The 22,795-nt window shown below is 38.5% G+C and carries 21 protein-coding genes and 1 riboswitch; of the genes, 19 read left to right on the forward strand and 2 right to left on the reverse strand.

Annotated features, from left to right (window positions below):
- Positions 1–56: 56 nt before the first annotated feature.
- Positions 57–225: riboswitch (M-box (ykoK) riboswitch) on the forward strand.
- A 377-nt stretch (positions 226–602) separates the two neighbouring features.
- From mgtE (JCM9152_RS18800) to JCM9152_RS18815, 4 genes are all read left to right on the forward strand, one after another.
- The gene (mgtE, locus tag JCM9152_RS18800) at positions 603–1,964 is read left to right on the forward strand and encodes a magnesium transporter (RefSeq protein ID WP_035346933.1); all 1,362 of its coding nucleotides are present in this window, start codon (positions 603–605) and stop codon (positions 1,962–1,964) included.
- Between the two features lie 178 nt (positions 1,965–2,142).
- A complete protein-coding gene (locus JCM9152_RS18805) occupies positions 2,143–2,853 on the forward strand; it encodes an MgtC/SapB family protein (RefSeq protein WP_081728130.1) in 711 nt (236 codons plus the stop codon).
- Between the two features lie 29 nt (positions 2,854–2,882).
- Complete coding sequence (mgtE, locus tag JCM9152_RS18810; RefSeq protein WP_035346941.1) at positions 2,883–4,247, forward strand: magnesium transporter; 1,365 nt, start codon at positions 2,883–2,885, stop codon at positions 4,245–4,247.
- Positions 4,248–4,484: 237 nt separating this feature from the next.
- Entirely contained in the window at positions 4,485–4,925 is a 441-nt protein-coding gene (locus JCM9152_RS18815) for an NUDIX domain-containing protein (RefSeq protein ID WP_035346944.1), read from the forward strand.
- A gap of 90 nt (positions 4,926–5,015) precedes the next feature.
- On the opposite strand, the gene JCM9152_RS18820 is transcribed toward JCM9152_RS18815, so the two are convergent.
- On the reverse strand, positions 5,016–5,816 hold the full coding sequence (locus JCM9152_RS18820; RefSeq protein WP_035346946.1) for a PaaX family transcriptional regulator C-terminal domain-containing protein: 801 nt from the start codon (positions 5,814–5,816) through the stop codon (positions 5,016–5,018).
- Between the two features lie 143 nt (positions 5,817–5,959).
- Between JCM9152_RS18820 and pdhA the strand changes: the two genes are divergently transcribed.
- From pdhA to JCM9152_RS18840, 4 genes are all read left to right on the forward strand, one after another.
- The gene (gene pdhA / locus JCM9152_RS18825; protein ID WP_035346951.1) at positions 5,960–7,024 is read left to right on the forward strand and encodes a pyruvate dehydrogenase (acetyl-transferring) E1 component subunit alpha; all 1,065 of its coding nucleotides are present in this window, start codon (positions 5,960–5,962) and stop codon (positions 7,022–7,024) included.
- A 402-nt stretch (positions 7,025–7,426) separates the two neighbouring features.
- The gene (locus JCM9152_RS18830; RefSeq protein ID WP_035346953.1) at positions 7,427–8,386 is read left to right on the forward strand and encodes a YncE family protein; all 960 of its coding nucleotides are present in this window, start codon (positions 7,427–7,429) and stop codon (positions 8,384–8,386) included.
- A gap of 4 nt (positions 8,387–8,390) precedes the next feature.
- Positions 8,391–9,077: a response regulator transcription factor gene (locus JCM9152_RS18835; RefSeq protein WP_035346955.1), complete on the forward strand. Its 687-nt coding sequence runs from the start codon at positions 8,391–8,393 to the stop codon at positions 9,075–9,077.
- Entirely contained in the window at positions 9,074–10,459 is a 1,386-nt protein-coding gene (locus tag JCM9152_RS18840; RefSeq protein ID WP_035346957.1) for a sensor histidine kinase, read from the forward strand. The genes JCM9152_RS18835 and JCM9152_RS18840 overlap by 4 nt, the downstream gene beginning before the upstream one ends.
- Positions 10,460–10,630: 171 nt before the next feature.
- Here the strand turns inward: JCM9152_RS18840 and JCM9152_RS18845 are convergent, their stop codons facing one another.
- The gene (locus JCM9152_RS18845; protein ID WP_035346958.1) at positions 10,631–11,782 is read right to left on the reverse strand and encodes a hypothetical protein; all 1,152 of its coding nucleotides are present in this window, start codon (positions 11,780–11,782) and stop codon (positions 10,631–10,633) included.
- Between the two features lie 283 nt (positions 11,783–12,065).
- On the opposite strand from JCM9152_RS18845, the gene JCM9152_RS23510 reads away from it, so the two are divergent.
- From JCM9152_RS23510 to JCM9152_RS24220, 11 genes are all read left to right on the forward strand, one after another.
- Entirely contained in the window at positions 12,066–12,515 is a 450-nt protein-coding gene (locus tag JCM9152_RS23510; RefSeq protein ID WP_235715768.1) for a PepSY-associated TM helix domain-containing protein, read from the forward strand.
- Positions 12,515–13,213, forward strand: a complete 699-nt coding sequence (locus JCM9152_RS23515; RefSeq protein WP_052016163.1) for a PepSY-associated TM helix domain-containing protein — start codon at positions 12,515–12,517, stop codon at positions 13,211–13,213. Before JCM9152_RS23510 ends, JCM9152_RS23515 begins: the two co-directional genes overlap by 1 nt.
- A gap of 29 nt (positions 13,214–13,242) precedes the next feature.
- Positions 13,243–13,713: a FixH family protein gene (locus JCM9152_RS18855; protein ID WP_035346959.1), complete on the forward strand. Its 471-nt coding sequence runs from the start codon at positions 13,243–13,245 to the stop codon at positions 13,711–13,713.
- Positions 13,714–13,877: 164 nt separating this feature from the next.
- A complete protein-coding gene (locus JCM9152_RS18860) occupies positions 13,878–14,111 on the forward strand; it encodes a DUF3951 domain-containing protein (protein ID WP_052016166.1) in 234 nt (77 codons plus the stop codon).
- Between the two features lie 252 nt (positions 14,112–14,363).
- A complete protein-coding gene (locus JCM9152_RS23520) occupies positions 14,364–14,621 on the forward strand; it encodes a hypothetical protein (RefSeq protein ID WP_235715769.1) in 258 nt (85 codons plus the stop codon).
- Positions 14,573–15,694, forward strand: a complete 1,122-nt coding sequence (locus JCM9152_RS18865) for an extracellular solute-binding protein (protein ID WP_235715770.1) — start codon at positions 14,573–14,575, stop codon at positions 15,692–15,694. The genes JCM9152_RS23520 and JCM9152_RS18865 overlap by 49 nt, the downstream gene beginning before the upstream one ends.
- A gap of 78 nt (positions 15,695–15,772) precedes the next feature.
- On the forward strand, positions 15,773–17,593 hold the full coding sequence (locus tag JCM9152_RS18870; RefSeq protein WP_052016168.1) for a cache domain-containing sensor histidine kinase: 1,821 nt from the start codon (positions 15,773–15,775) through the stop codon (positions 17,591–17,593).
- On the forward strand, positions 17,583–19,136 hold the full coding sequence (locus tag JCM9152_RS18875; RefSeq protein ID WP_035346960.1) for a response regulator: 1,554 nt from the start codon (positions 17,583–17,585) through the stop codon (positions 19,134–19,136). The genes JCM9152_RS18870 and JCM9152_RS18875 overlap by 11 nt, the downstream gene beginning before the upstream one ends.
- 104 nt (positions 19,137–19,240) lie before the next feature.
- A complete protein-coding gene (locus JCM9152_RS18880) occupies positions 19,241–20,113 on the forward strand; it encodes a carbohydrate ABC transporter permease (RefSeq protein ID WP_035346961.1) in 873 nt (290 codons plus the stop codon).
- A gap of 16 nt (positions 20,114–20,129) precedes the next feature.
- Complete coding sequence (locus JCM9152_RS18885; protein ID WP_081728132.1) at positions 20,130–21,026, forward strand: carbohydrate ABC transporter permease; 897 nt, start codon at positions 20,130–20,132, stop codon at positions 21,024–21,026.
- Positions 21,027–21,053: 27 nt separating this feature from the next.
- Positions 21,054–22,793 (forward strand): beta-galactosidase, encoded by a 1,740-nt coding sequence (locus JCM9152_RS24220; protein WP_369384593.1) that lies wholly within the window; start codon positions 21,054–21,056, stop codon positions 22,791–22,793.
- Positions 22,794–22,795: the final 2 nt, after the last annotated feature.

The following is a 22,795-nucleotide window of genomic DNA, read 5'->3' on the forward strand; positions in this document are numbered from 1 at the left end:
TTTGAAAATAATATTGACACGATTAATATTCTGCTGTAGCATTTGCATTGTTAAATTGAATACCTCGTTAGGTGAGGCTCCTGTGCAGGAGATACGCTGCTGCCCAAAAATGTCCAAAGACGCCAATGGGTCAACAGGAACTATCGACATAAGGTGGTTCTTAATGTAGCTGGATCATAGATCCTATGCCGCACAGTGCTAAAGCTCTACGAATGGAGGGAATGGACGCTTAGTTTGCTGTGTCTTAATGGTTAGCATGTTAATGCTTATCGTTTGATGCTGCTTAATTTTGCTGTGTGTTAAGACATCTTCATTCGTTGAAGATGTCTTTTTTGGTTCCTTTTAATACTTGACGAGGCAGTTGGAGGTGATGTGAATTGGATAGTGGTCCTGAACCCGAGTCATATATGAACGATGTGAAGAGAAATGGAAATACAGATGATATGAAGTTTGATTCATGTCACTTGGAAGACTGTTACATCGTTAAGAGTAAGATAAGTATTTGAAGTATAAGTGTCTTCATAAAGAAAAAGGATATAACTAAACAAACTATAACCAAATTTCATTTAGTAGGAATTCCGTTATAACAAGGAGGATTCATGATGGTTAAATTAAATGAACAAAACCGTGAGCAATATGAGCAGCTCATTTTAGATACTCTTGAAGCAGGAGATCGCAAACAGTTTTTAGATACTTTTTTAGAGTTGCATCCAACTGACCAGGTTGATTTCTTTATAAAATTAAAGGATGACAGAAGAAAACGTGTATATGACTATTTATCACCTGAGGATTTTTCTCATATTTTTGAAGGGTTAGACATTGATGATCAGAAGCGGATCTATCAAGAATTAGATGAACCGTACTCGTCTGAGATGTTTAACAATATGTTTGCTGATGATGTCGCTGATTTCTTAGAGGCTATGACTGGTGGAAAAGCAGAAGATATTCTACAGAAGATGGACCAAGAAGAGGCGCAGGAAGTAAAAGAATTAATGGCATATGCTCCTGAAACAGCTGGTGCTGTTATGACGAAGGAGTATGTTAGTATTACGTCAACAGAAGTCGTGTCAAATGTAATTGATACGCTAAGAAAGGATGCTCCTGATGCGGAAACGATCTATTATTTATATGTTGTTGATGAAGTAGAAAGGTTAGTGGGCGTTATTTCTTTAAGAGATTTAATTACAGCTCAGCCGACTGAAACGATTGAAAATGTGATGGGGACAAGAGTCGTTTCTGTCGATGATGATATGGACCAAGAGGACGTTGCGCAATTAATTAAGAAATATGATTTCTTAGCCGTTCCTGTTGTTTCCAAGCAAAACCATTTAATCGGAATTATTACAGTTGATGATGTAATCGATATTCTTGAAGAAGAGGCGACGGAGGATTTTGGAGAAATTTCAGCAGCCAAAGGAGCAACGGATGTCAATGTTAGTTCATTTAAAGCTGCTCGCAGACGTTCACCATGGATTATTATGCTCATGTTTTTTGGGCTTATTACAGCTGGGGTTATTGGTCAATTTGAAGAAACATTAGAAGAGATTGTTTTATTAGCCGTTTTCATCCCACTTATTATGGACTCAGCTGGTAATACTGGGACACAATCATTGGCTGTGGCAGTCCGTGGCTTAGCACTCGGAACAATTAAAAAAGGAAGTATTGGTAAGATGGTTCGTCGAGAATTCGGTACAGGTATTATGCTTGGCTTAATATGTATGGCTGTATTAGCGATTACCGTTACGATTATGTATCAGCACTGGATGCTCGCACTCATTGTTGGATTTTCTATTTTCTGTACACTAAGTATTGCGACTGTGATTGGGGCGACCGTCCCATTAATTATTAACAAGTTGAAGCTTGATCCTGCTATTGCCTCAGGTCCATTTATTACGACAGTTAACGATATACTTGGTTTGTTAATTTATTTCTCAATTGCAACGGCACTTCTTGATTTCTTATAAAGGGGATAAGTTGTTCCCTTTCTAAATATAAATCATCTCACATTCAAAAGGGTGCTCGGCTTGTTGTTTAAAGGTCACTGGAAATGAATGATGCTTCTTTTTCAGTGACCTTAGTTATATAAATAAATGTGAAATAAGGTGGAAAGTCATATTTTAATGAAGAAAGAAGGTGAGTTCAATGGTATTTGAAGTAGAAATTGTCATGAAGTTAGCTCTTGCTTTGTTCTTAGGATTATTGATCGGGATAGATCGTCAGTTGAAGCATAAACCATTAGGATTAAAAACGTGTATGATTATTTGCGTTGCGAGCTGTATGGTTACGATTGTTTCAATCGAATCCTTTAACAAATTTGCAACTCCGACCTATCATGCGATGGACCCTATGCGTTTGACTGCTCAAATTGTGAGTGGTGTCGGTTTCTTAGGGGCCGGTGTCATTTTGCGTAGAAATAACGATATCATTTCGGGGTTAACAAGTGCGGCGGTTATTTGGGCTGCTTCTGGTTTAGGCATTGCTGTTGGAGCTGGATTTTATTTTTTACCTATTACAGCCATTGTATTGATGATTTTAGCGATTAATGTTATTCCTCCTGTCTTAAAAATCATTGGACCACCTGCTCTGCGTCAACGTGACGTCCTTGTAAAAGTCGTGATGGAGCCGAATTTGAAAATAACGGAATTAGTTAAAGCTATTGAACGTAAAGGACAGGGATTATCTGAACAAGAAAAAAGTGACATCATGATTAGAAATTTGAAGTTAAAGGATCTTGAAAATGGTAACCAACAAATTGAACTAAAGGTCTCTGCTCCAGAAAAGCAATATACAACTGAAATTTATTATCTGATAAAAAAAATAGATCATGTTATCTCTGTTGAAATAGAACACTGACCTTAATTTTGTAGAAGGGGGGGAAGGGTATGAAAAAGGATATGATGAAAAACCGTGAGGAGTATACGTATTATCTGTTTTTATCTTTAAAAAACAAACAAAAAGAAGCTTTTCGTGAAGAGTTTCTCGATTTGCATCCAACCGATCAAACTGAAATTTTCAAACAGATGAGTCATGAAAAACGAAAAGCTGTTTATGATTATTTACGAGCTAAGGAATTTGCCGAACTTTTTCAAGGACTAGCGTTGCATGAACAGAAACAAGTATTTACGGAGCTTGAAGATCAGTATGCCCTAGAAATGCTAAAGCAGTTACCAGCTGATGATATTACGGATTTCTTTAGTGAAATTCCTGATCATATTTCAACGTATTTATTAAGTAGTATGAATGTTGAGGAGGCAGAAAATATTAAATTTCTTCTTTCCCATCAGGATGATTCAGCGGGCTCTCTCATGACGACTGAATTTATAAGTGTATCCCCGACTGCAACGATTGACGAAGTGATGGAGCAATTGCGTCAAGAAGGGATGGGAGCGGAAACGATTTATTATATATATGTGGTCGATCAGTCTAACAAGCTTATTGGTGTTGTTTCGTTACGTGAGATCATTTCAGCTCCGTTACAGTTAACGATTGATCAAGTGATGAAAGAGCAAGTGGTGACCGTTTTTCCGACGATGGATCAAGAACGTGTATCAAAAGTGATAAAAGACTATAACCTATTAGCTGTACCTGTCGTTAGCGAAGATGAGCAGCTAGTTGGAATTATAACAGTTGATGATGTGCTTGATGTGCTTGATGATGAGGTGAGTGAAGATATTGGCGAGTTCGCTGCAGCTAGAGGGGCTGTCGATCTAGATGTAAGTTCAATGGTTGCAACAAAGAAGCGTTTGCCGTGGTTAGTCCTGTTATTATTAATTGGGATGCTAACAGCTGGGCTAATCGGTACGTTTGAGGCTACGTTAGCTGAAGTTGCTTTATTAGCAATGTTTATTCCACTCATTGCTGATATGGCAGGAAATACAGGAACACAATCGCTTGCTGTCGTTGTTCGCGGCTTAGCATTAAATCAATTTAATCGAGATACGATCATACGACTAATAAAAAGAGAAACGGCTACGGGTTTAATGATGGGAATTGTATGTGGAATAATTGTTTCGATGATTGCATTATTTCTATCACAAGGAAGTCCAATTTTAGGCTTCATTATTGGTGTGTCTCTATTTGTGACGATTTTATTTTCTACTCTTTCGGGTACGATCATCCCATTACTTATTCATAAGTTAAAAATAGATCCGGTTGTTGCATCTGGCCCTTTTATTACGACGATTAATGATATTATCGGGTTGTTTGTGTATTTTTCAATTGCAACGTCCTTGCTACATTATTTTTGAAGGTGAGTGTATTTACTATTGGAAACTTGGGCGTGATCTAGTAAACTAATAGGGAACTGGAAAATTGTAGCTAGGGTTCCGCTAGTAATCAGGTCTGTGACCGAGGGCTACATCTTTTACGATAAGTAAAAGGCACCTATTGACATAAAAGGTCCGAGGGGAAAGGTTCAGTGTATTTGTTATACACTGATTTCTTTCTTTTCGGATCTTTTTTTATTCAAAAAGGAGGAAAAAGAAATGAAGCAAATTGATGAGATTCGAGCAGGTGTTGCGGTTGTAGTATTGGATCAGGAGCAAAGGGTTCTCCTGCAAAGAAGAGCAGATGTTAAGCTATGGGGGATTCCTTCTGGTCATATTGAAAAAGGTGAGACTGTGGCCGAGGCAGCAATCCGTGAAGTGAAGGAAGAAGCGAACTTGGACATACAAATTGTGAAACTGATTGGTATATATTCAGAACCAGAATCGCAAGTGTTTACGTATCCGAATGGAAGAGTCGTACATTTTATTACGACATGCTTTTTAGCAAAAGTTGTCGGTGGTTCGTTATGTTGCTATTCGGATGAATCGTTGGAAATGGATTTTTTCGATCAAAAAGAGCTACCAGAAGATTTACTGACGATGCATCCGAGGTGGTTGGAGGATGCGATGGCTGAGAGAGATTTAGCGTTTATTCGTTGATTGATTACGATCATTAACAAGGAGACTGACATAGGTATAGGTGATTTCAGTCTCCTTGTACCAAGATATATTACAAACATTCACTTATTTTCAAGGTCGGATCATATATTGATAATAGGATGAGCTCTTTGGCATTCGTTTAATAAGAGACAGGATGCTTAAATCAATTGAATGAAGAACATGTGTCCCTATCCAGCTTCCAGGCAGGAATTGTGGTGGAAGCATGGGGTCTATTTCAATCAGAGCATCTCGTATTTCAGTTAATTGTAAATAATTAGATAAGAGTGTTGAAGGTTCATTTAAATCTAGTGAATCATGATATTGTTGCTCTAACCATTTTTGTTTTTCTTTATATGCTTGTTCAATTTCCGTGAGGTTCCAAATCTTACTTGCTTGATTAGTGCCCGAGCCTCCTTCTGGGCTAATGGAATTAAAGTGAAACGTATCGCTCGATAGAATCGTGACATAGTTTTCTATTTCGAGGGAATCGATGAGCGCTAATACTTTAGATGTGATGTCCCAAGGATAGATATACACTCCTTTATATAGCTGGCCAAAGCCAAGCTGGGTAACCTTTAGACGAAATGCATCACGCTTGTTTCGTATTGATTCTGGAATTTCAATGAAAACAAGGTACCACCTTTCGTCCCATTGTTTGTCGTAGAAATTTTCTTTGCTGTTAAAGAGTTGATATAACTCAAATCCGTTTGTAGTAATGGAGTAAGTACCTCGCTTTGGTGAGGTTACATACGATTTCTTTTTTAATTTGGATAATGCGTTTCGAATCGATTGGGGTGTGTAATTCATTGTCTCTAATATGTCAATTAATTCTTTTCCTGATATGTCAGCTTTTATGGAAAGTAAGCGCAATATTTGCTTTTCTACGGCCAATTTATTCACCTCTTATCACAAATGATAACGGATTTCGCTAATTATTCAAGTGTGAAAGAATCGTTGACATCTCTTTCATAATTATATAATATAATAAAAGACGATCGTTATTTATAAAATTATATAATAGAGGTGTGACTAATATGAAAGACGTACAAGGTAGTAAACATTTATATGAACGGATTATGCTTATTAGTGAGGAGGGCAATCTAATAAATCGTGATAGACTGCCAGATATGAAAGCAGAGGAGCTTCAGCTATTAATGGAAAGAATGGTATACACACGTACAATTGATCAAAGGTGTATTTCATTAAATAGGCAAGGACGTTTAGGCTTTTATGCTCCTGTTACTGGTCAGGAGGCAACGATGATTGGTACGCAATTTGCTTTAGAGAAGGAAGATTGGATTTTACCCGGTTATCGTGATTTACCGCAGCTACTTTTTCATGGAGTTCCTCTATCACAACTGTTTCTTTGGTCGAAAGGTCATTATAAAGGAGGGCAAATGCCAGATGATGTCAATGTGACACCTCCACAAATTATTATCGGAGCCCAAATTGTTCAAGCTGCTGGGGTAGGTCTCGGACTAAAAAAGAAAAAGAAGCAGAATATCGCCATTACATATACAGGTGACGGTGGTTCATCTCAGGGAGATTTTTACGAGGGACTTAATTTTGCTGGTGTTTACAATGCGCCTGTCATTTTCGTCGTTCAGAATAACCAATTTGCTATTTCGACTCCAGTTGAAAAGCAAACAGCTGCACAATCGATAGCTCAGAAATCTGTTGCAGCGGGCATCAAAGGTATTAAAGTAGATGGAATGGATATTTTGGCAACGTATTTAGCAACAAAGGAGGCAAGAGAAAGGGCAATAGCAGGAAAAGGGCCGACTTTAATTGAGGCGATTAATTATCGATTTGGACCACACTCAACCTCTGGCGATGATCCAACAAAATACCGAACTGAGCAGTTAAATCAAGAGTGGGCGAAAAAAGATCCAATTGTTCGTTTTCGTAAATTTCTAGAAAGGCAAGGTCTTTGGTCGAACGAGCAGGAGCAAACGGTGATTGAACACGCTAAGGAAGATGTGAAGGAAGCAATTAATAAAGCTGAGTTAGAAAAGAAGCAAACAGTTGTTGATTTAATGAATCATATGTATGAAGAGATGCCTATGCATTTAGAAGAACAATTAATAGAGAGAGGATAGGCGCAAGTTATTATGAAGCCGCGTGTAACAAGCTAATGCCGAAATTGAACGTTGCTATTCTATTGGTGATCGACTAGACATCGATGCACTAGCAAGTACAAGGGCAGGAATGAAGGAATTTGGCTTAATCGCAAGAGGGAAGTGCTTTACACCGATGTTCTCCTCATTAATGGATTAGATGAATTTGGAGATATGATTGAATGAGTAAGGTCATTCAAGAAGTAGGTGGCTCGCCCGTTTCACGTTTTGTGAAAGAATGCACTTTCGTAAAAACTTATGTAACAGCTTCGTACGCCGCTTTAAAGAAAAGATGCAGTAGCGTTTTCTTATTTCAATCTTTCTTCACAATTGCATGCTAAAATGAGGAAGTATAGGTATGTAAATTCTTAATAGGAGGACAAAATGAAGCGTTTCGCTATAGGAGTCGCTTTTTTCCTTATCGTGTTAAGTAGTTGTGATGAGCAACGGTTGGAAACGCCGCGTGAAGCTCCTTATTTGATGGCTGCGCATGTGAAGGAAGAGGCGCTAGTGTTTATTGATACAGACCGTTATGAGGTGCTACTAAAAGATAAAAGCCCTGTTGCGATTACAGAGATGGTCAGTATTGGGGATGGACAAGTATTAGTAACAAGTAAAGAGGAAGAATCGGTAATGATCATTCATTTTAAGGAAGGCACGATTTCGCCTTTTGTTCATTTAAATGAGGGATTAACGACACTACTTTATGATGAAGAGCAAAGACATGGGTATGTCGCAGATACGGTGAACCATGCTGTGCATTTGATTGACGTTAGTCAGCAGGAACGTATGGCGAGTATGGAGATAGGGATACACCCAGTAGACTTTGCTTTAACGAACGATGAGCTGTTTGTACTCAGTGGAGATGAGCATGAGGTGATAGTCGTTGATCGGGATTTACAGGAGGAATTGCGTGCGTTTTCAGTCGTTGAACGACCAGCAGGATTGTTTCATGATGGAGAACAGCTATGGATTGGGGGACATGGTCCTTTCGGTGAGTTGAATCGCCACATATATTCGTATGATCCGAATAGTGGTGAGCTCTTAGACGAAATTGAAGTAGGACTAATGCCAGTTGCCTTCTATGGAGATGATACATCTCCATATTTCTACGTGCTTTGCCATGGCGAGCATGCGATTTTTCAAATTGATTCAAGAACGAATGATGTCGTCGATAAACTTGAGGTAGGACAAAATCCGAATCAAGTCATCGGGAATAAAGAATATTTGTACGTATCCAATTTGGACAGTGATACGATTTCGATTATTGCGCGTGACACATTTGAAGTAATAACGGAGCTTGCAGTAGCAGCAGGTCCGTATGCAATGGTGTTGGAGGAATAAATGGATGAGCGAGCTTACGTATGTATTAGTCGTTGATGATGAAGTGGAGCTATTAGAGCTAGTGAAGACGTATTTACAAAAAGAATCCTATGCGGTTCTGACAGCAACGAGTGGTCGTGAAGCGATTGAGTTCATGCACCGATATAAAGTTGAATTTGTTGTACTAGATGTGATGATGGATGATATGGATGGGTTTACGGCCTGTGAACGAATAAGGTCTTTTTCCCAGGTTCCGATTTTGATGCTCACAGCAAGAAGTGGTGAAGAGGATAAGGTGAAAGGTCTAAAGCTTGGTGCGGATGATTATATGGTGAAGCCGTTTAGTCCTCGTGAACTCATTGCACGAATAGAAGCAGTACTGCGACGATCTGAACGAATGAACGTGCAGACCAATCGGTTAAAGATGGGTGAGCTTGAGGTTGATGTGAATGGGAGGATGGTATTTGTTCATCAAGAGCCAGTGCGACTAACACGAAAGGAATATGACTTGCTACTGTTTTTGCTGGAGCATAGGGGACAAGTATTTACTAGAGAGCACCTTCATGAACGAATATGGGGTATGGATACGGAAATGGGGACACTACGTACGGTTGATACACATGTGAAAACGATACGCCTAAAGCTAAAAGCAGCAGGGGCTCTTCTGCAAACGGTTTGGGGAATCGGTTATAAGCTTGAGGAGCTCTCATGAAGCAAAAGTCGATTCAATTCAAGGTATGGTTTGCGATTGTTGCGATCATCGTCGTCGTTATTGGAGCAGCGGTTTGGCTCATTTCATTTTTGTATGATGAGCTTTATATTGATAAGCAAATGGAATTGCTTATCACCGAAGGGGAGCATTTAGCTGCGTATTATGAAAGGTTCGGGATGACCGATGCTTTCATTGAACGTTTGGAATGGTCAGCTGAAAATAGCGGATCGGATGTTATCTTTTCAAATGATCCGATGGAGCTTGGAAGTGGCTCTCCCTTTGAGCCATCTGCTGATGAACAAATGATTACGTTTGCTGAACGACAGCAATTACTCGATGGAGAGACGGTTGTGATGATACGATCTCACCCTCATTTTAATCAAGATATTCTTGGAGTGGCGATTCCGCTATTTGAAGAAGGGCAACTATTAGGCTCCATTTTGCTATCGATGCCGCTATCGGAAGTGTATGAACCATTTGTACAAATCAGAACTCTATTAATCGTGTCAATTCTGATCGTAATGGTCGTCATTGTCATTATTGCAGTACGAGGTATCCATCATGTTGTTTCACCTATTAGTGAAATGAAGCGCGTTTCCATGCGGATGGCGGAGGGGGATTTCTCGGAACGGATCGAAGTGAAAAGTGCGGATGAGCTAGGTGAGTTAGCGCATTCGTTTAACCGATTGTCACAGGCACTTGAGGAAGTAGAGGATAACCGACGTGTTTTTTTAGCGAATGTTTCTCATGAGCTTCGTACTCCATTAAGCTATATGAAAGGATATGCAGAAGCGATGGAGGAAGGGATTATTGCACAGGAAAAAGGATTGAGTATGATTCAGTCTGAATCCAAGCGTTTAGAGAGACTAGTCAATGATTTGCTCGATTTGGCTCAGCTTGAAGGTGAGTCATATCCATTATCCTTAGAACCGATTGCTCTTGCACAGCTTGTGCATGATGTTCTTGAATCGGTTGAAGTTGTAGTAAGACAGAAGCACCTGCAGCTTGAATTGAAGTTGGATGATGAGAGCATTATTGAAGCTGACCGTGATCGAATCGAACAAGTTATTTGGAACTTAATGGATAACGCGATTCGTTATACGGTAGCTTATAAGAAAATTAATGTGACATTACACGTTGAGGATCAGTGGAGTGTGCTAACGATTGCTGATGAGGGTATTGGTATTCCAGAGAATGAACTGAAGGCGGTAATGGAGCGTTTTTACCGAGTGAATCAGGCAAGATCACGAAAAAGTGGTGGAACGGGTCTAGGTCTAGCGATCGTATCGGAAATTGTGAAGAAGCATAATGGAGAGTTTGAGCTTCATTCTGTTGAAGGAAAGGGGACAGAAGCGGTTGTCCGATTAAGAAATTTAGAATAGGAGGTCGATAGGAATGGTTTGATCTCCACCGACCTCTTCAAGGACGCGTTCAAACAGCACCAAAAAATATGAAAATGGCTCCATTCACTGCCACTTACCCTTGGTCAGTTGCTCACCTTTAGATACGATAACATATTTCGTTTGTCCGATTTCAAAAAGCATAATCTAGAATCAGGCCTCTTTATCTATTTCACTTTGGTAACGCATACGCTCTTTTAATTGTTCGACCTCCACATGATGTAGGGCGGGCTTTTTTTGTCGAAGAAAGTGGCTGCCTACTGAACCGATTGCTACACCCATTAAGTAAGAAATTAATAGTGGATCCATCGATTCATTTGCCGGGTTTTCTACGAAAAAGAACATGAAAAATCCAATAAAAAAGTAAACAATATTGACTTTGTAACTAGATTTTTTCATGGAATAGTTGAAAAGTAAGTAACCTCCTATAATAATCGCATATGCGGCTATTAAACCATAAATCGTCAAAAAATAAGGTGAATGAAACTTATTTATTCCAAAAAACTCAGCCTCAATCCAATAGATTGAATAGAAAAGGAAAAGCTGTAAGACGATGACGTGCCATGGCTTGATTGGAAACAGAACAAAGCTCGAAAAATCGACTGCTTCTTTCGTATTCGGCGTATATTCATGTCTTCGGTGATCATTTCGTTGATTTGGGTTAAAATAAGCTGTAATCGTTCCATTAAAATACAACTTCTGCTTATAAACGCCATTTTCAATTAAGTCAGGTGCATCTGGTAATGTGATAACTTTATTAATCGCTTCATCCGTTATGTCTAGCTGGAGTCCGGCTGCAATAGCACTATTTAACCAGAAGTTCGTATCTTCATTTGATTTGAATGAGATCATGTGATAAAGCTTTTGATTTCCATCCTTAAATACAACTAGAATGACAGGATTGTCTGAGTATTTCGTAGTAGTCGAGTGACTTGTTCGGTATGTATGCATGACTTGATATGGCGCAAGCAAAACAATCGTTATGGCGTGAAACGGAATTTCAATTGAAGTTAGCGGATCACTCACTCCCTTTTGCATTTGTGCTTCCCAAAGGACTTGGCGTTCTTCGTCAATTCCATAGGCGAGATACTTATTTACGGATTTCATCTTCTTTAATAAAACAACGCTAAGAAATAGAATGAAAGCAGCAAGTACATACATAGAAATTGATCCGACTGTGTCTTCCATTAAAAATGCTCCAAATAAAAGTCCCGCTCCAATAAGAGCAATAAAGGTAATTAATCCATAATAAAAGATGATGCTTCCTTTCGTTTCTTCTAAATCGTGGGTTTTACCGTGTAGCATGCTTTAATTTCCTCCAGTTAACAGTTTTTATCCAAGGATAAAATGTCGTTATCTTGTATACGAATGAGTGATAGAAATGTTTCATGAGTAAGGAAATCGATTTTTTAGATGAGAACGTATAAAATTCAAGGAAGAAATGAGAGAAGAACCGAAGAAGCTAGTGGGATCACGCAATTAAGAAAAGACGCTTTGCGTTTTTCTTAAACTTCATTTTTTCTTCACATTCTTATTTTACACTAAAGCATGGAGAATGATTGAGTTGTGGAGAGGGAGTTTAAGAGTGGTGAGGCAGAAAGAGACGAGACTTAAGAGGAAAGAGACAAGATACTTTTCCTTATACCGAACTGTATGGCGCTGGCATTTTTATGCAGGTGTGATTTTTGCCCCGTTTTTATGCATATTGGCATTTAGCGGAGCTGTTTATTTATTTAAGCCACAAATTGAGAATATGATGTATAAGGATCTTTATTTTGTTGAGGATCAAGGGGAGGTTATGACGTCATCCTTACAATTACAGCAGGTTGCAGAAATGTATCCTGAAGCTAGTATTCAGTCAATACGTTTTCATGAAGAGACTCGTTCGACAGAAGTGACGATTTTTGATCAAGGTATTGCAAAATCGGTTTTTGTTAACCCTTATGATGGTCATGTAAAGGGAGAGCTTATAAATGAGGAGAAACTAACTGAGGTTTTTAAACGTCTTCATAGTGAACTTCTAGTTGGTGGTACATAATGGGCGAACAAATTAATCGAGTGGCAACAATGACAAATACGGGCTATCCTCCATTTGCACTAAGTTTTAGAGAAAAGCCAGAATCGTCAGTAAGAACGGGTGATGTAGCGGATGATGTTCCTTGGGCAGCGGAACAGTTAGACGTTCCGACATCGCAAGTGAGCACGTATTTGCAAATACCGTTAGAACACGTTGTGCAAATTGCTAATATTGAAGACATTCAAAAGCCGTATACAATATCATTACCTCAAGGCGAAACAGGCGTGTATACAATTGCAACTTCTCATACACGACCTTTAGATAATGCAACCTTACATATTGATCAGTATAGTGGTGCGGTGTTGACAGATGTTCGATTCGATGATTATGGTATGATGGCTAAAGCAATTACAATTGGAATTGCGCTTCATGAAGGAAGATTATTCGGTTTACCGAATCAAATTCTCGGATTACTGACGTGTATTGGATTAATTGGGCTTATTGTTAGCTCGTTTATGATGTGGAAAAGGAGAAAGCCAACTGGGAAGTTAGGGGCTCCACCAACGGCAAAGGATCGAAAGCAGGCAAGGGTGATCTTTTTTATTATGCTTGCTTTTGGTATAGTAATGCCATTGGTAGGTATTTCGATTGTTGTTATGTATGTTGTTGATCGTTTTCTACTTTCAAAGTTTCCAAAGTTAAAGGATTGGTATTCTTAATATAGATAAATGAAAGGAATATTATAAACATGAAAAAGATTTGCTGGAGTGTCATATTAGTAATGGTTGGTTTGTTAGTAGCTTGTGCTGGAGAGGAGCAGGGGGACATTCAAAATGATGGAGTCCCTGAAGTTGTTGAAGTCGATATTATGCTACCAGAGATTGTTCCGGGAGAAGAAGTAATTCTTCAAACAAAGGTTACACAAGGTAATGAGAATGTTGACGATGCCGAGGAAGTGGAGTTTGAAGTTTGGAAGCATGGCAAAAAGGATGAAAGTGACATGATTTCAGGTGAGCACCAAGGTGATGGGATTTATGAGATTTCGTATACGTTTGTTGATGATGGGGTATACAATGTGACGAGTCATGTTACGGCAAGAGGGATGCATGTGATGCCAACGAAGCAAGTGATTGTTGGAGATGTTTCTGAGGAAGAGTTGCAACAGTTAGAGGAAGATGATGCACAAGATGAAGAGAACGAACATGAACATCATCATTAGAACGTAAGTGGGAAATCAATGAGCGTCCCCATCAGGTAGTGGTGGGATTTCCCATTCCAAGTAACGATGTTTAAAAAAGAGAATGATAGGAGAGTCACTGAAGAATTTGGTTTTCAACTTTTTTTGGTGACCTTCAAGCAACAAGCTAAGTCATTGCTATTCAAATGAAAGGAACTGGTAGGGTGATTTTTTATATAAGCTTGTACGTTATATTTTTCACTTTTCTTCTTTTTGTCGTTGGTCTTACCTCTTACAAAATGATTAAAACTAAAACCATTCCAGATAATAACTTTACGCCATTTGATTACATAATGGCACAATCCCCTGTTGAACTTCATGAAGAAAAGGAAGTTAGAGAAGAAGAGGATGAACAGGGAGATGGTAATGTCCGTTTATAAAGAACAAATAAAGTATGCTCTCTCATCTTTGTAGGATAGAGAGCTTTGTTGTTCGAGCACAATAGATGAATGAAATCTCCGTAATGAGAACTATTACAATAATGATGTGCTTATTACATGAGAATGATCTTGTACATTATACCAATTTTCAAAAAATACTGATATAATCTTAACTTCATAGGATATTTATAAAATAACGGTTATGTCATAATTCAGTTGTAAGCGATTACAAATGAATTGGGGGAGATGCACGTGAAAGTGAAAAGTTTCAATAAGGTCTTATTATTCGGGTTGTTCGCTTTGTTGATTGCCCTTTTAGTGGCATGCGGTGGGGAAGAGACTAGTACAGATGATGAGGAAGGTACTGCTGATGATACGAATAATAGTAATAATGAAGGAGAAGTGGTCGAGTTAAGTTTTTGGGCTTCTGCAACCCAGATCGTGATGATTTCATTTATACGATGGATCGAGTCGAGCAATTTAATGAGGAGCATGATCATATTCATTTAAATGTGGAGACAACGGCACATGCTGATTACCGTACAAGATTAAATACGCAAGCGGCTGGAGGACAATTGCCTGATATTTTTCAAGTGTTTCCTGGTGCTGAATTAAGTCCACTTGTAGATGGAGGTGCGGTTCATTCACTTAATCACATTAGAGATCATTGGCTCGATGATGGATTGTTAGATGAAGTGGCACTTGAAGATTTTAGCTTTGATGGAGAGACTTATGCGATACCCTCTGTACAAAATCCAACAAGCTTTGTGTTCTATGATAAGGATATGATTGCTGAGCTTGGTTACAGTGAATTTCCAGATACGTATGATGAGTTCTTATCGTTAATCGTTGATTTACGAGAATCAGGTACAACGCCAATTTCACTTGGTAATTCAGCGCCGTGGGTATTGCAGTCAGTATACATTTCAACGATTGCTGATCGCTTTACAGGAAATGATTTCTTAGAAGATGTTTTTGCAGGAGAGCGTGCGTTTACTGATCCTGACTTTGTCAGTGCTCTTGCGGTAATTGAAGAATTAACGGAGATGGGTGCATTTAATGAGGATTTAAATACGATGGATTCAAATCAAATGATCGAATATTTCTTGCAAGGACGTTCAGGTATGGTGATTGACGGAAACTGGGGTGCGATTAGTATCCTAGCTAATAAACCTGAAGATAAAAATGTGGGAATAGCGATTATTCCATTAGGTGATACAAATACAGTTTCAACGGTATACGGGAATGCTTGGTCATTAAATTCTAACTTAGAAGGAGAAGAGCTTGAAGCTGCAGAAACGTTCATGAAATGGATGTTTAATGAAGAGCATTATCAAGGATTAATTGGTTTAGGAAGAGTGGTAGCAGCAGATGTCGATGTACCGGAAGATATTGAATTTGATGAGTTGTTTGCAGAAATGCTAGAGCTAACGAATACAGCTCCACCAGCACCTGTATATGACGCTGTTTTACCACAGGCTGTAAATAATGTCCTTGAAAATGAGTTACAGGCCATTACGATTGGACGGTCCACACCTGAAGAATCCGCTCAGAAAATTCAAGAGCAAGTGAACACAGAGTGATATAATAGATGATAAAGTAGGGTATTTCTTATCGGGAGTACTCTACTTTTACTAAATGAGGCCAGGAGAATATCACATATGAATAGATGGAACCCTTTTTATCATTGGAGCTTAAAGAGAAAATCAATGGTTATTATGCTGTGCTTTATCTTATTACCCACGTTGATTGTTAGTTTATTAATTTACCATCAGTCGAATCAACTATTTAAGCAACAAGTGATTGATCGGACTCAGCAAAATTTAAACAATATGGAATCAAGTTTGGTATCGATCATGGAGGATGTTGAGGATATATCTGGCTATATTATTTTTAGTAATGAATTCCGAGATTTCATGACCCTACCAATGGATGATCAAAATTATTATGAAGATATCCATCGTCTTCAGGATCATATTAAGGGTTTTTTTACTTTTCACTTAAATAATAAAAACTATTTTGATTCAGCAAGTATTCAAGGGGTCAATGGGACCGATTTGCATGTTGGTGAACGCTTAAATAGTGATGAAACACAATGGGATCAGCTAGCGATTGAGCGTGAAGGACGTATCTTTTGGAGTGAGCCATATGAGGTCTCGAGAACGGGCTGGGGATATGATGGCCAACAAGTGATTTCATTAGTTCGTGTGATTAATGATATTTATGAAATTAAAAAGCCGAATGGTTTAGTTCGAATTCGTTTAGATTCACGCGAATTAATGAAATCAGTTACAAATGGTTATGCCGATGAAAGCAATGAAACCTTTTTATTAAAAGATAATGGGGTCGTCATGTTTCATCAAGATCAAAGCAAAGTGGGCAAGCCTTATCCGAATGAAAAGTTAGTTGAGGTCGTTGATCAGCAAGAGGCTGTCGTAACATTTCAGCATAATGGAGAAGATCATTATGCGGTGATTCGTAACGTCAATGATCAGCATATAGGAATGTCATTAGTTTCATTAGTGCGAGAAGATTATATTTTAGGAGAATTTGCTGGCATTCGTTATACGATGGTTATAGTGATTTCCATTGTAATGTTGTTGACGATTGTTGCGTTTGTTGGGTTTGTATGGACGATCGTTAAGCCAATTATTGAATTGACTGAGCAAACAAAGCGATTTGAGTATGGAAATTTTAATGCGAAGGTAAAGGTAAGAACAAATGATGAAATTGGCAAGCTTGGCACACATTTTAATGCAGCCGTTTCTCATATTCAACGATTAATTGAGACGAAGTATAAGCTAGAATTGCAAAATAAGGAATCAGAGCTAAAGGCATTGCAAAGTCAAATTAACCCACATTTTTTATATAATACATTAGATATGATTCGTTGGACAGCACGAATTGAGAATGCACCTGATACAGGGAAAAGTATAGAAGATCTTTCGCGACTGTTTCGAATAAGTTTAAGTGAAGGTAGAGTGTGGATTACCCTTAAGGATGAATTCGCGTATGTTCAAAGTTATCTTGAACTTCAGAAAAGGCGGTTAGCTGGACAGCTTCATTACTTTATAGCAGTCGAAGCAGGGATCGAGCAGGCACTTGTGATGAAAATTATCGTTCAACCATTAGCGGAAAATAGCATTCAGCATGGCTTTAAACGAACCCATCCAAATAAACGAATGTATATAAAAGCCTATCGTACGAAGCAAGGAATAGCGATTGATGTGATTGACAATGGAAAAGGGATGAATGTGAATGAAATCAAATATTTTCTATTTCACTCACAAAAAGAACGAGATGGTGGAGGATATGCATTACGAAATATTCACAATCGAATTGTACATGCATTTGGGAAAAAGTATGGATTGGAATTGATTCATCAAGAAGTAGGGACATGTATCCGAATTCATTTGCCGTTTATAGAAAAAGACTATGAGTTACAAAGAATACTAGAGGGGAAGGATGTCAATGATGATTAAAATGTTAATTGTCGATGATGAACCCATTATATGCCAAGGGTTAGCGACAACGATTGAGTGGGATACGCTTGGGATTGATTTAATTGGAATGGCACATGATGGGCAAGAGGCGTTACCTTTTTTAGAAAGAGGGGTCGATCTCATTCTTACGGATGTATGTATGGAGGAAATGGATGGTTTAGAGCTTTCAAAATATGTCTGTGAGCATTTTCCGAGTACGAAAATTGTGATGATTAGTGGATATGATGAATTTCAATATGCGAGGCAGGCGATTCGCTTAGGGGTTGAGGACTATTTATTAAAGCCTGTGAACATTGATGAGCTTGTTGATTTGACAACAAAATTGAAGCAAGAAATTATTGAAAAGCAAAGATTGACTCAAGCAGAGCAACCGAAGCGTATTTCGGAATATGTGATGCATCAGCTTTTTAATACCCCTTTCTCTTCAAGCGTTGCAGAAAAGAAGCAGCTGTTAACGTCTCCTTATCGGTTAATGATAACAGAGTGTGTCGATTATCATTACTTATTGGAAGTATTATCGAAAGATGAGCTAGACCAGTTTAAGCATGATTTTAGAGTTTCACTTGATGAAATGTTGACTGAGTTCGAGGTTGAGCATGTGACATTTTCTGGGCATGAGAATGAATGGGTAACGGTTTGCTATTGTCATGATGAACATTTGCTCGATTTGAGTCAATTTCAACAGTTATGTGATAAGCTGCAAAAAAAATTAGCTCATCCTATTCGCTTTGGTATCTCTAACCTTGAAATGGAATTATCGAATGTATTACGTGTATATGAACAAGTATCGGATTTGCTCACTGAGGGACGAAGTGAGAATACATTACTATTCTCTGTTCAAATACAGAGGTCCAAAAAGAAGGAGCTTTCCTACCCGAAGGAGGCTGAAGCTCAGCTTCGACAAGTGATCATGGCAGGTGATGACTCGTTATTACAGGAAACGGTTGATCAGCTGTTTCTTATGTGGCAGGAGCAAGGAGTGATTTTAGAGCAAGTATTATATACGTGTCGTGAAATGGAATTAATGTTAAAAAGTCGGATCAAGGAGCTCACCTCGTCAAGTAAAATGGCTCAAGTCACCTTTCATCTCCAAGAGCGAGTAGATCTGCAAATTGTCAATTCAATGTCAGCAATGAAGCGGTTATTTATAGGTGATTTACGCTGTTTGTTGCAATGCATTACTCATCATGAAGGTGAAAACTGGATGATGGTTCAAATACAAGACTATATAAATAAACACTTTCAACTAGATTTGAAAGCATCTGATATTGCTGAAAAGCATTTTATTACACCGAATTATTTTAGTGTACTTTTTAAACAAGAAACAGGAAAGAGTTTCTCGGAGTATGTAAATTCATTGCGAATTAGAAAAGCGAGTGAACTGTTATCAGAAACATCGAATAAGGTTTTTGAAATTGCTGAATACGTCGGTTATAAAGAGTATAAATACTTTGTGCAAGTATTTAAAAAGCATGTAGGTGTAACACCGACTCAATTTAGACGTATGCATGCGAATAAATAAGAAAAATACGGATGTTTTCTTAATTATGAGGATTTTTTGTTAAGGGTGTCACCTTTATAATGGTATATGAAAACGGTTACAGATCATTGTAAGGGAGTGAGACGATGCATTTATTGAAAAGTCCGTGGAAAATTGGATTAGGGATTATTCCTGCATTACTTATTTATTGTGTGTTTAGTATTATTCCGATTTTTATATCGTTTTATTATTCATTCATGAGTTGGGATGGATTTTCGCCAATGCAATTTGTTGGTCTAGATAACTTCCGGATGCTATTGAATGACCAAATCTTTTGGTTATCAGTTCGGAATAACCTACTAGTTGTTGCCTTTTCCGTGTTTGGACAAATACCGATTGCGTTAGGGTTGGCACTACTATTAAATCGTAAAGTGAAAGGTGCTAAATTCTTTCGTACGATCGCATTTATACCGGTAGTTATTTCAACGGTGGTTATATCTTTAACATGGAGAATGATTTTCAATGCGGAGCAGGGGATGCTGAATCAATTATTGTCAAATATGGGGTTGGAAACATTAACTCAAAATTGGTTAGGAAATCCTGATTATTCGATGTATGCGATTGGAGTCGTGATTATTTGGCAATTTGTAGGGCTTTACTTTATCATTTTTCTTTCAGCGTTACAAACGGTTTCAAAGGATATTCTAGAGGCGGCAGAGTTAGATGGTGCAACGGAGTGGCAAAAGACACGTCACGTTATTATTCCTTCAATCTGGAATATTATACTTATTGCGATCGTGCTTTGTATTAGTGGAAGCTTAAAAACATTTGATTTAATTTATGTGATGACGGGCGGTGGTCCAGCTCATGCGACAGAAGTGATGGCGACGTATATGTATAGTGAAACATTTAGAGGATTGAAATATGGATACGGAAGTGCCATATCGGTTCTGATTTTCATATTTAGTATCACGTTAATTCTCTTATGTCAAAGACTATTGAGAAGACGAGATTCTTAGAAAGGTGGTAAAAAAAATGGAGCCTACTCTAAATAATAATACGAAACCAAAATTGAAGCGCAATGAGCATTTCGACCGTGGAGCACGTACGAAGAAAAGAATATCACGAGTGCTCATATATGGTGTGTTAATCGCTTTTGCACTCATTAATTCATACCCTATTTTATGGATGATCATGAACTCTTTTAAAACAGGTCAAGATTTTGCGTTAAACCCATTTGGTTTACCGAATGAATGGATTTTAACGAATTATGTGGATGCTTGGGTGACAGCGAATATTGATACGTATTTCTTTAATAGTGTCTTTGTCTCGATTGTAGCTGTGATTGTAACCATTCTTGTAGGTGCTTTAGCCTCCTTTTTCTTGTCAAGGTTTGATTTTAGAGGGCGGAAGTTATTGTATGGCTTTTTCGTTTTAGGCCTTCTTGTACCCATTCATGCGACGCTCGTACCGATGTTCATTTTAATGCAAAGACTGGGACTCATTGATACGTATTTGGCGTTAATCTTTCCGTATATTGCTTTCAATTTACCGATTACGATTTTCTTATTAACAAGCTTTATGAGCTCATTTCCTAAGGAAATTGAAGAATCTGCTATTATGGATGGATGTGGTGTATTGAAAGTATTTTGGTCAATTATTTTGCCGATGACAAGGCCAGCTTTAGCAACGGCGATAATTTTGAATTTTATTAATAACTGGAATGAGTTTTCTTTTGCACTCGTTTTAATTAATAATGATGAGCTAAGGACATTACCACTTGGTTTGGCGAATTTTGCTGGACAGTATGGGACGAATTATACGGCACAAATGTCCGCATTAACAATTGTTCTCATTCCGACAATTATTTTTTACCTTGTGATGGAAAAGCAAATTGTTCAAGGGATGACTCAAGGTGCTGTGAAGGGCTAATAACTGATGATAGGGGAGGTGTTCTATATGGAGAAGATCGTTGTTTTTTATGACGAGACGTTTCCATATGAAGGGGAGCGTCCTTCAAAGGAAATGATTGAGAGATTAAGAGGGAGCTGTACCTTGGCTGATGCCAAATCACTGGAACAGTCATTGGATGAAGCCACTTGTTTAGTTCATTTGCACGGATCCTTTTTTTCGAAAAGCAGTTGGCCAGAGATTTTACGTTTTTTGAATAAAGGAAATGGACTTGTACATCTAGGAGGTGCACCATTTAAAATTCCTGTATATGAGGAGAATGGGGAATGGAAACGTGAAGTTGAGCAGCTCGGTTATCATCGACAGCTTCATATTCTTGAGACGTTAGAAGTAGCAGGTGATCAAGTTAAGCATTATATGGCAAATGAAGATTTTGATTTGTTTCAGGGGAAAGAGTCTTTATTTGACGTGAAGTCAACTTATAGCATGCAGCTACACGTTACTCGTACAAAAGATGTGCCGAATGAAAATGGCTCTGGTGGGCCGATGGATGCACATTTTTATCCACTATTAAAAGGAGTTTCGAAAGAGGGACGACATGTAGCTGCTCCGGCAGTATTGTTAGAGCATACGAAGGGAGAATTTACAGGTGGACGTTGGTTGTTCGTGAATCAGGAAGTGACCTCAACCTTTTGGGAGCAAGGTGGGGTTGAAGCATTAGTTGAATGGGCTGAATTTGCCAGTAAGGGAGTGACGGAAGTATGGGTGAAGCCAAACTATTCAAGCTACTTTCCTGGTGAGAAAATCCGTCTTCATATCCAAATACAAGAACTTCAAAAGAAAAATCAAGGTCAAAAGTGGACGTTTCATCTGCAATTAACGTCAGTGAAAACAACTTATAAATGGAGCGAAGCAGTGACGGTCATCTCTAGTAGCGATATTCAATATATTCAACATTCGATTCCTTTTGAAATTGAACCTGGCTATTATGAGCTCATTTGTCAGCTTGAAGCCACTGATGGACAAAGGAGAACGTTACATCAAGGGATTTGGGGTTATGATCAAGATTTGTTAATGAAAGGAGAACCTCTATCATGTGGTCGTGATTATTTCGAGAAGGAAGGAAAGCCATTTCCGATTGTTGGTATGACATACATGACATCGGATGTGGCGAGGAAATATTTATTCTTACCTAATGCGGCCGCATGGGATCGTGATATGCGTCATATGAAGAAGGCAGGCATTAATTATATTCGTACAGGGTTATGGACTGGCTGGCGACAAGTGATGTTTGTTGATGGACACCCGTATGAAGAAGTGATGCGTGCGATCGATGCGTTTATTCTAACAGCCAAAAGGCATGATCTAGAAGTGACATTTAATTTCTTTTCATTTACGCCTGAACGTTGGGAGGGGGAGAACCCGTATCTAGACCCACGTAGTATCGAGGCACAGAAGCGCTTTATTTCAGCCGTTGTTTCGCGACATAAGGAAACAACTAATATTCAATGGGATTTAATTAATGAGCCTTCCATGTTTGATGAGAAGCGAATTTTCAAAGGGCCAATGACGTCAGGTGATCGCTTTGAGCATGAGGCATTTAGGGATTGGTTACGAGAGCGACACTCAACAATTCGGCAGCTTCAAGAGCATTGGGATATGACACCAAATGAATTAACGAGCTTTGAAAAAGTTGAATTACCTGAGTATGACGAGATTAACTTCAGTACTACAAATAAATTAGAAAAAAGGGCAATCGCTGGCTTGATTATTCGCTATTTTCGTTAGAC

This window comes from Halalkalibacter hemicellulosilyticusJCM 9152 (assembly GCF_000513115.1).
GTDB classification, from domain to species: domain Bacteria; phylum Bacillota; class Bacilli; order Bacillales; family Bacillaceae_D; genus Halalkalibacter; species Halalkalibacter hemicellulosilyticus.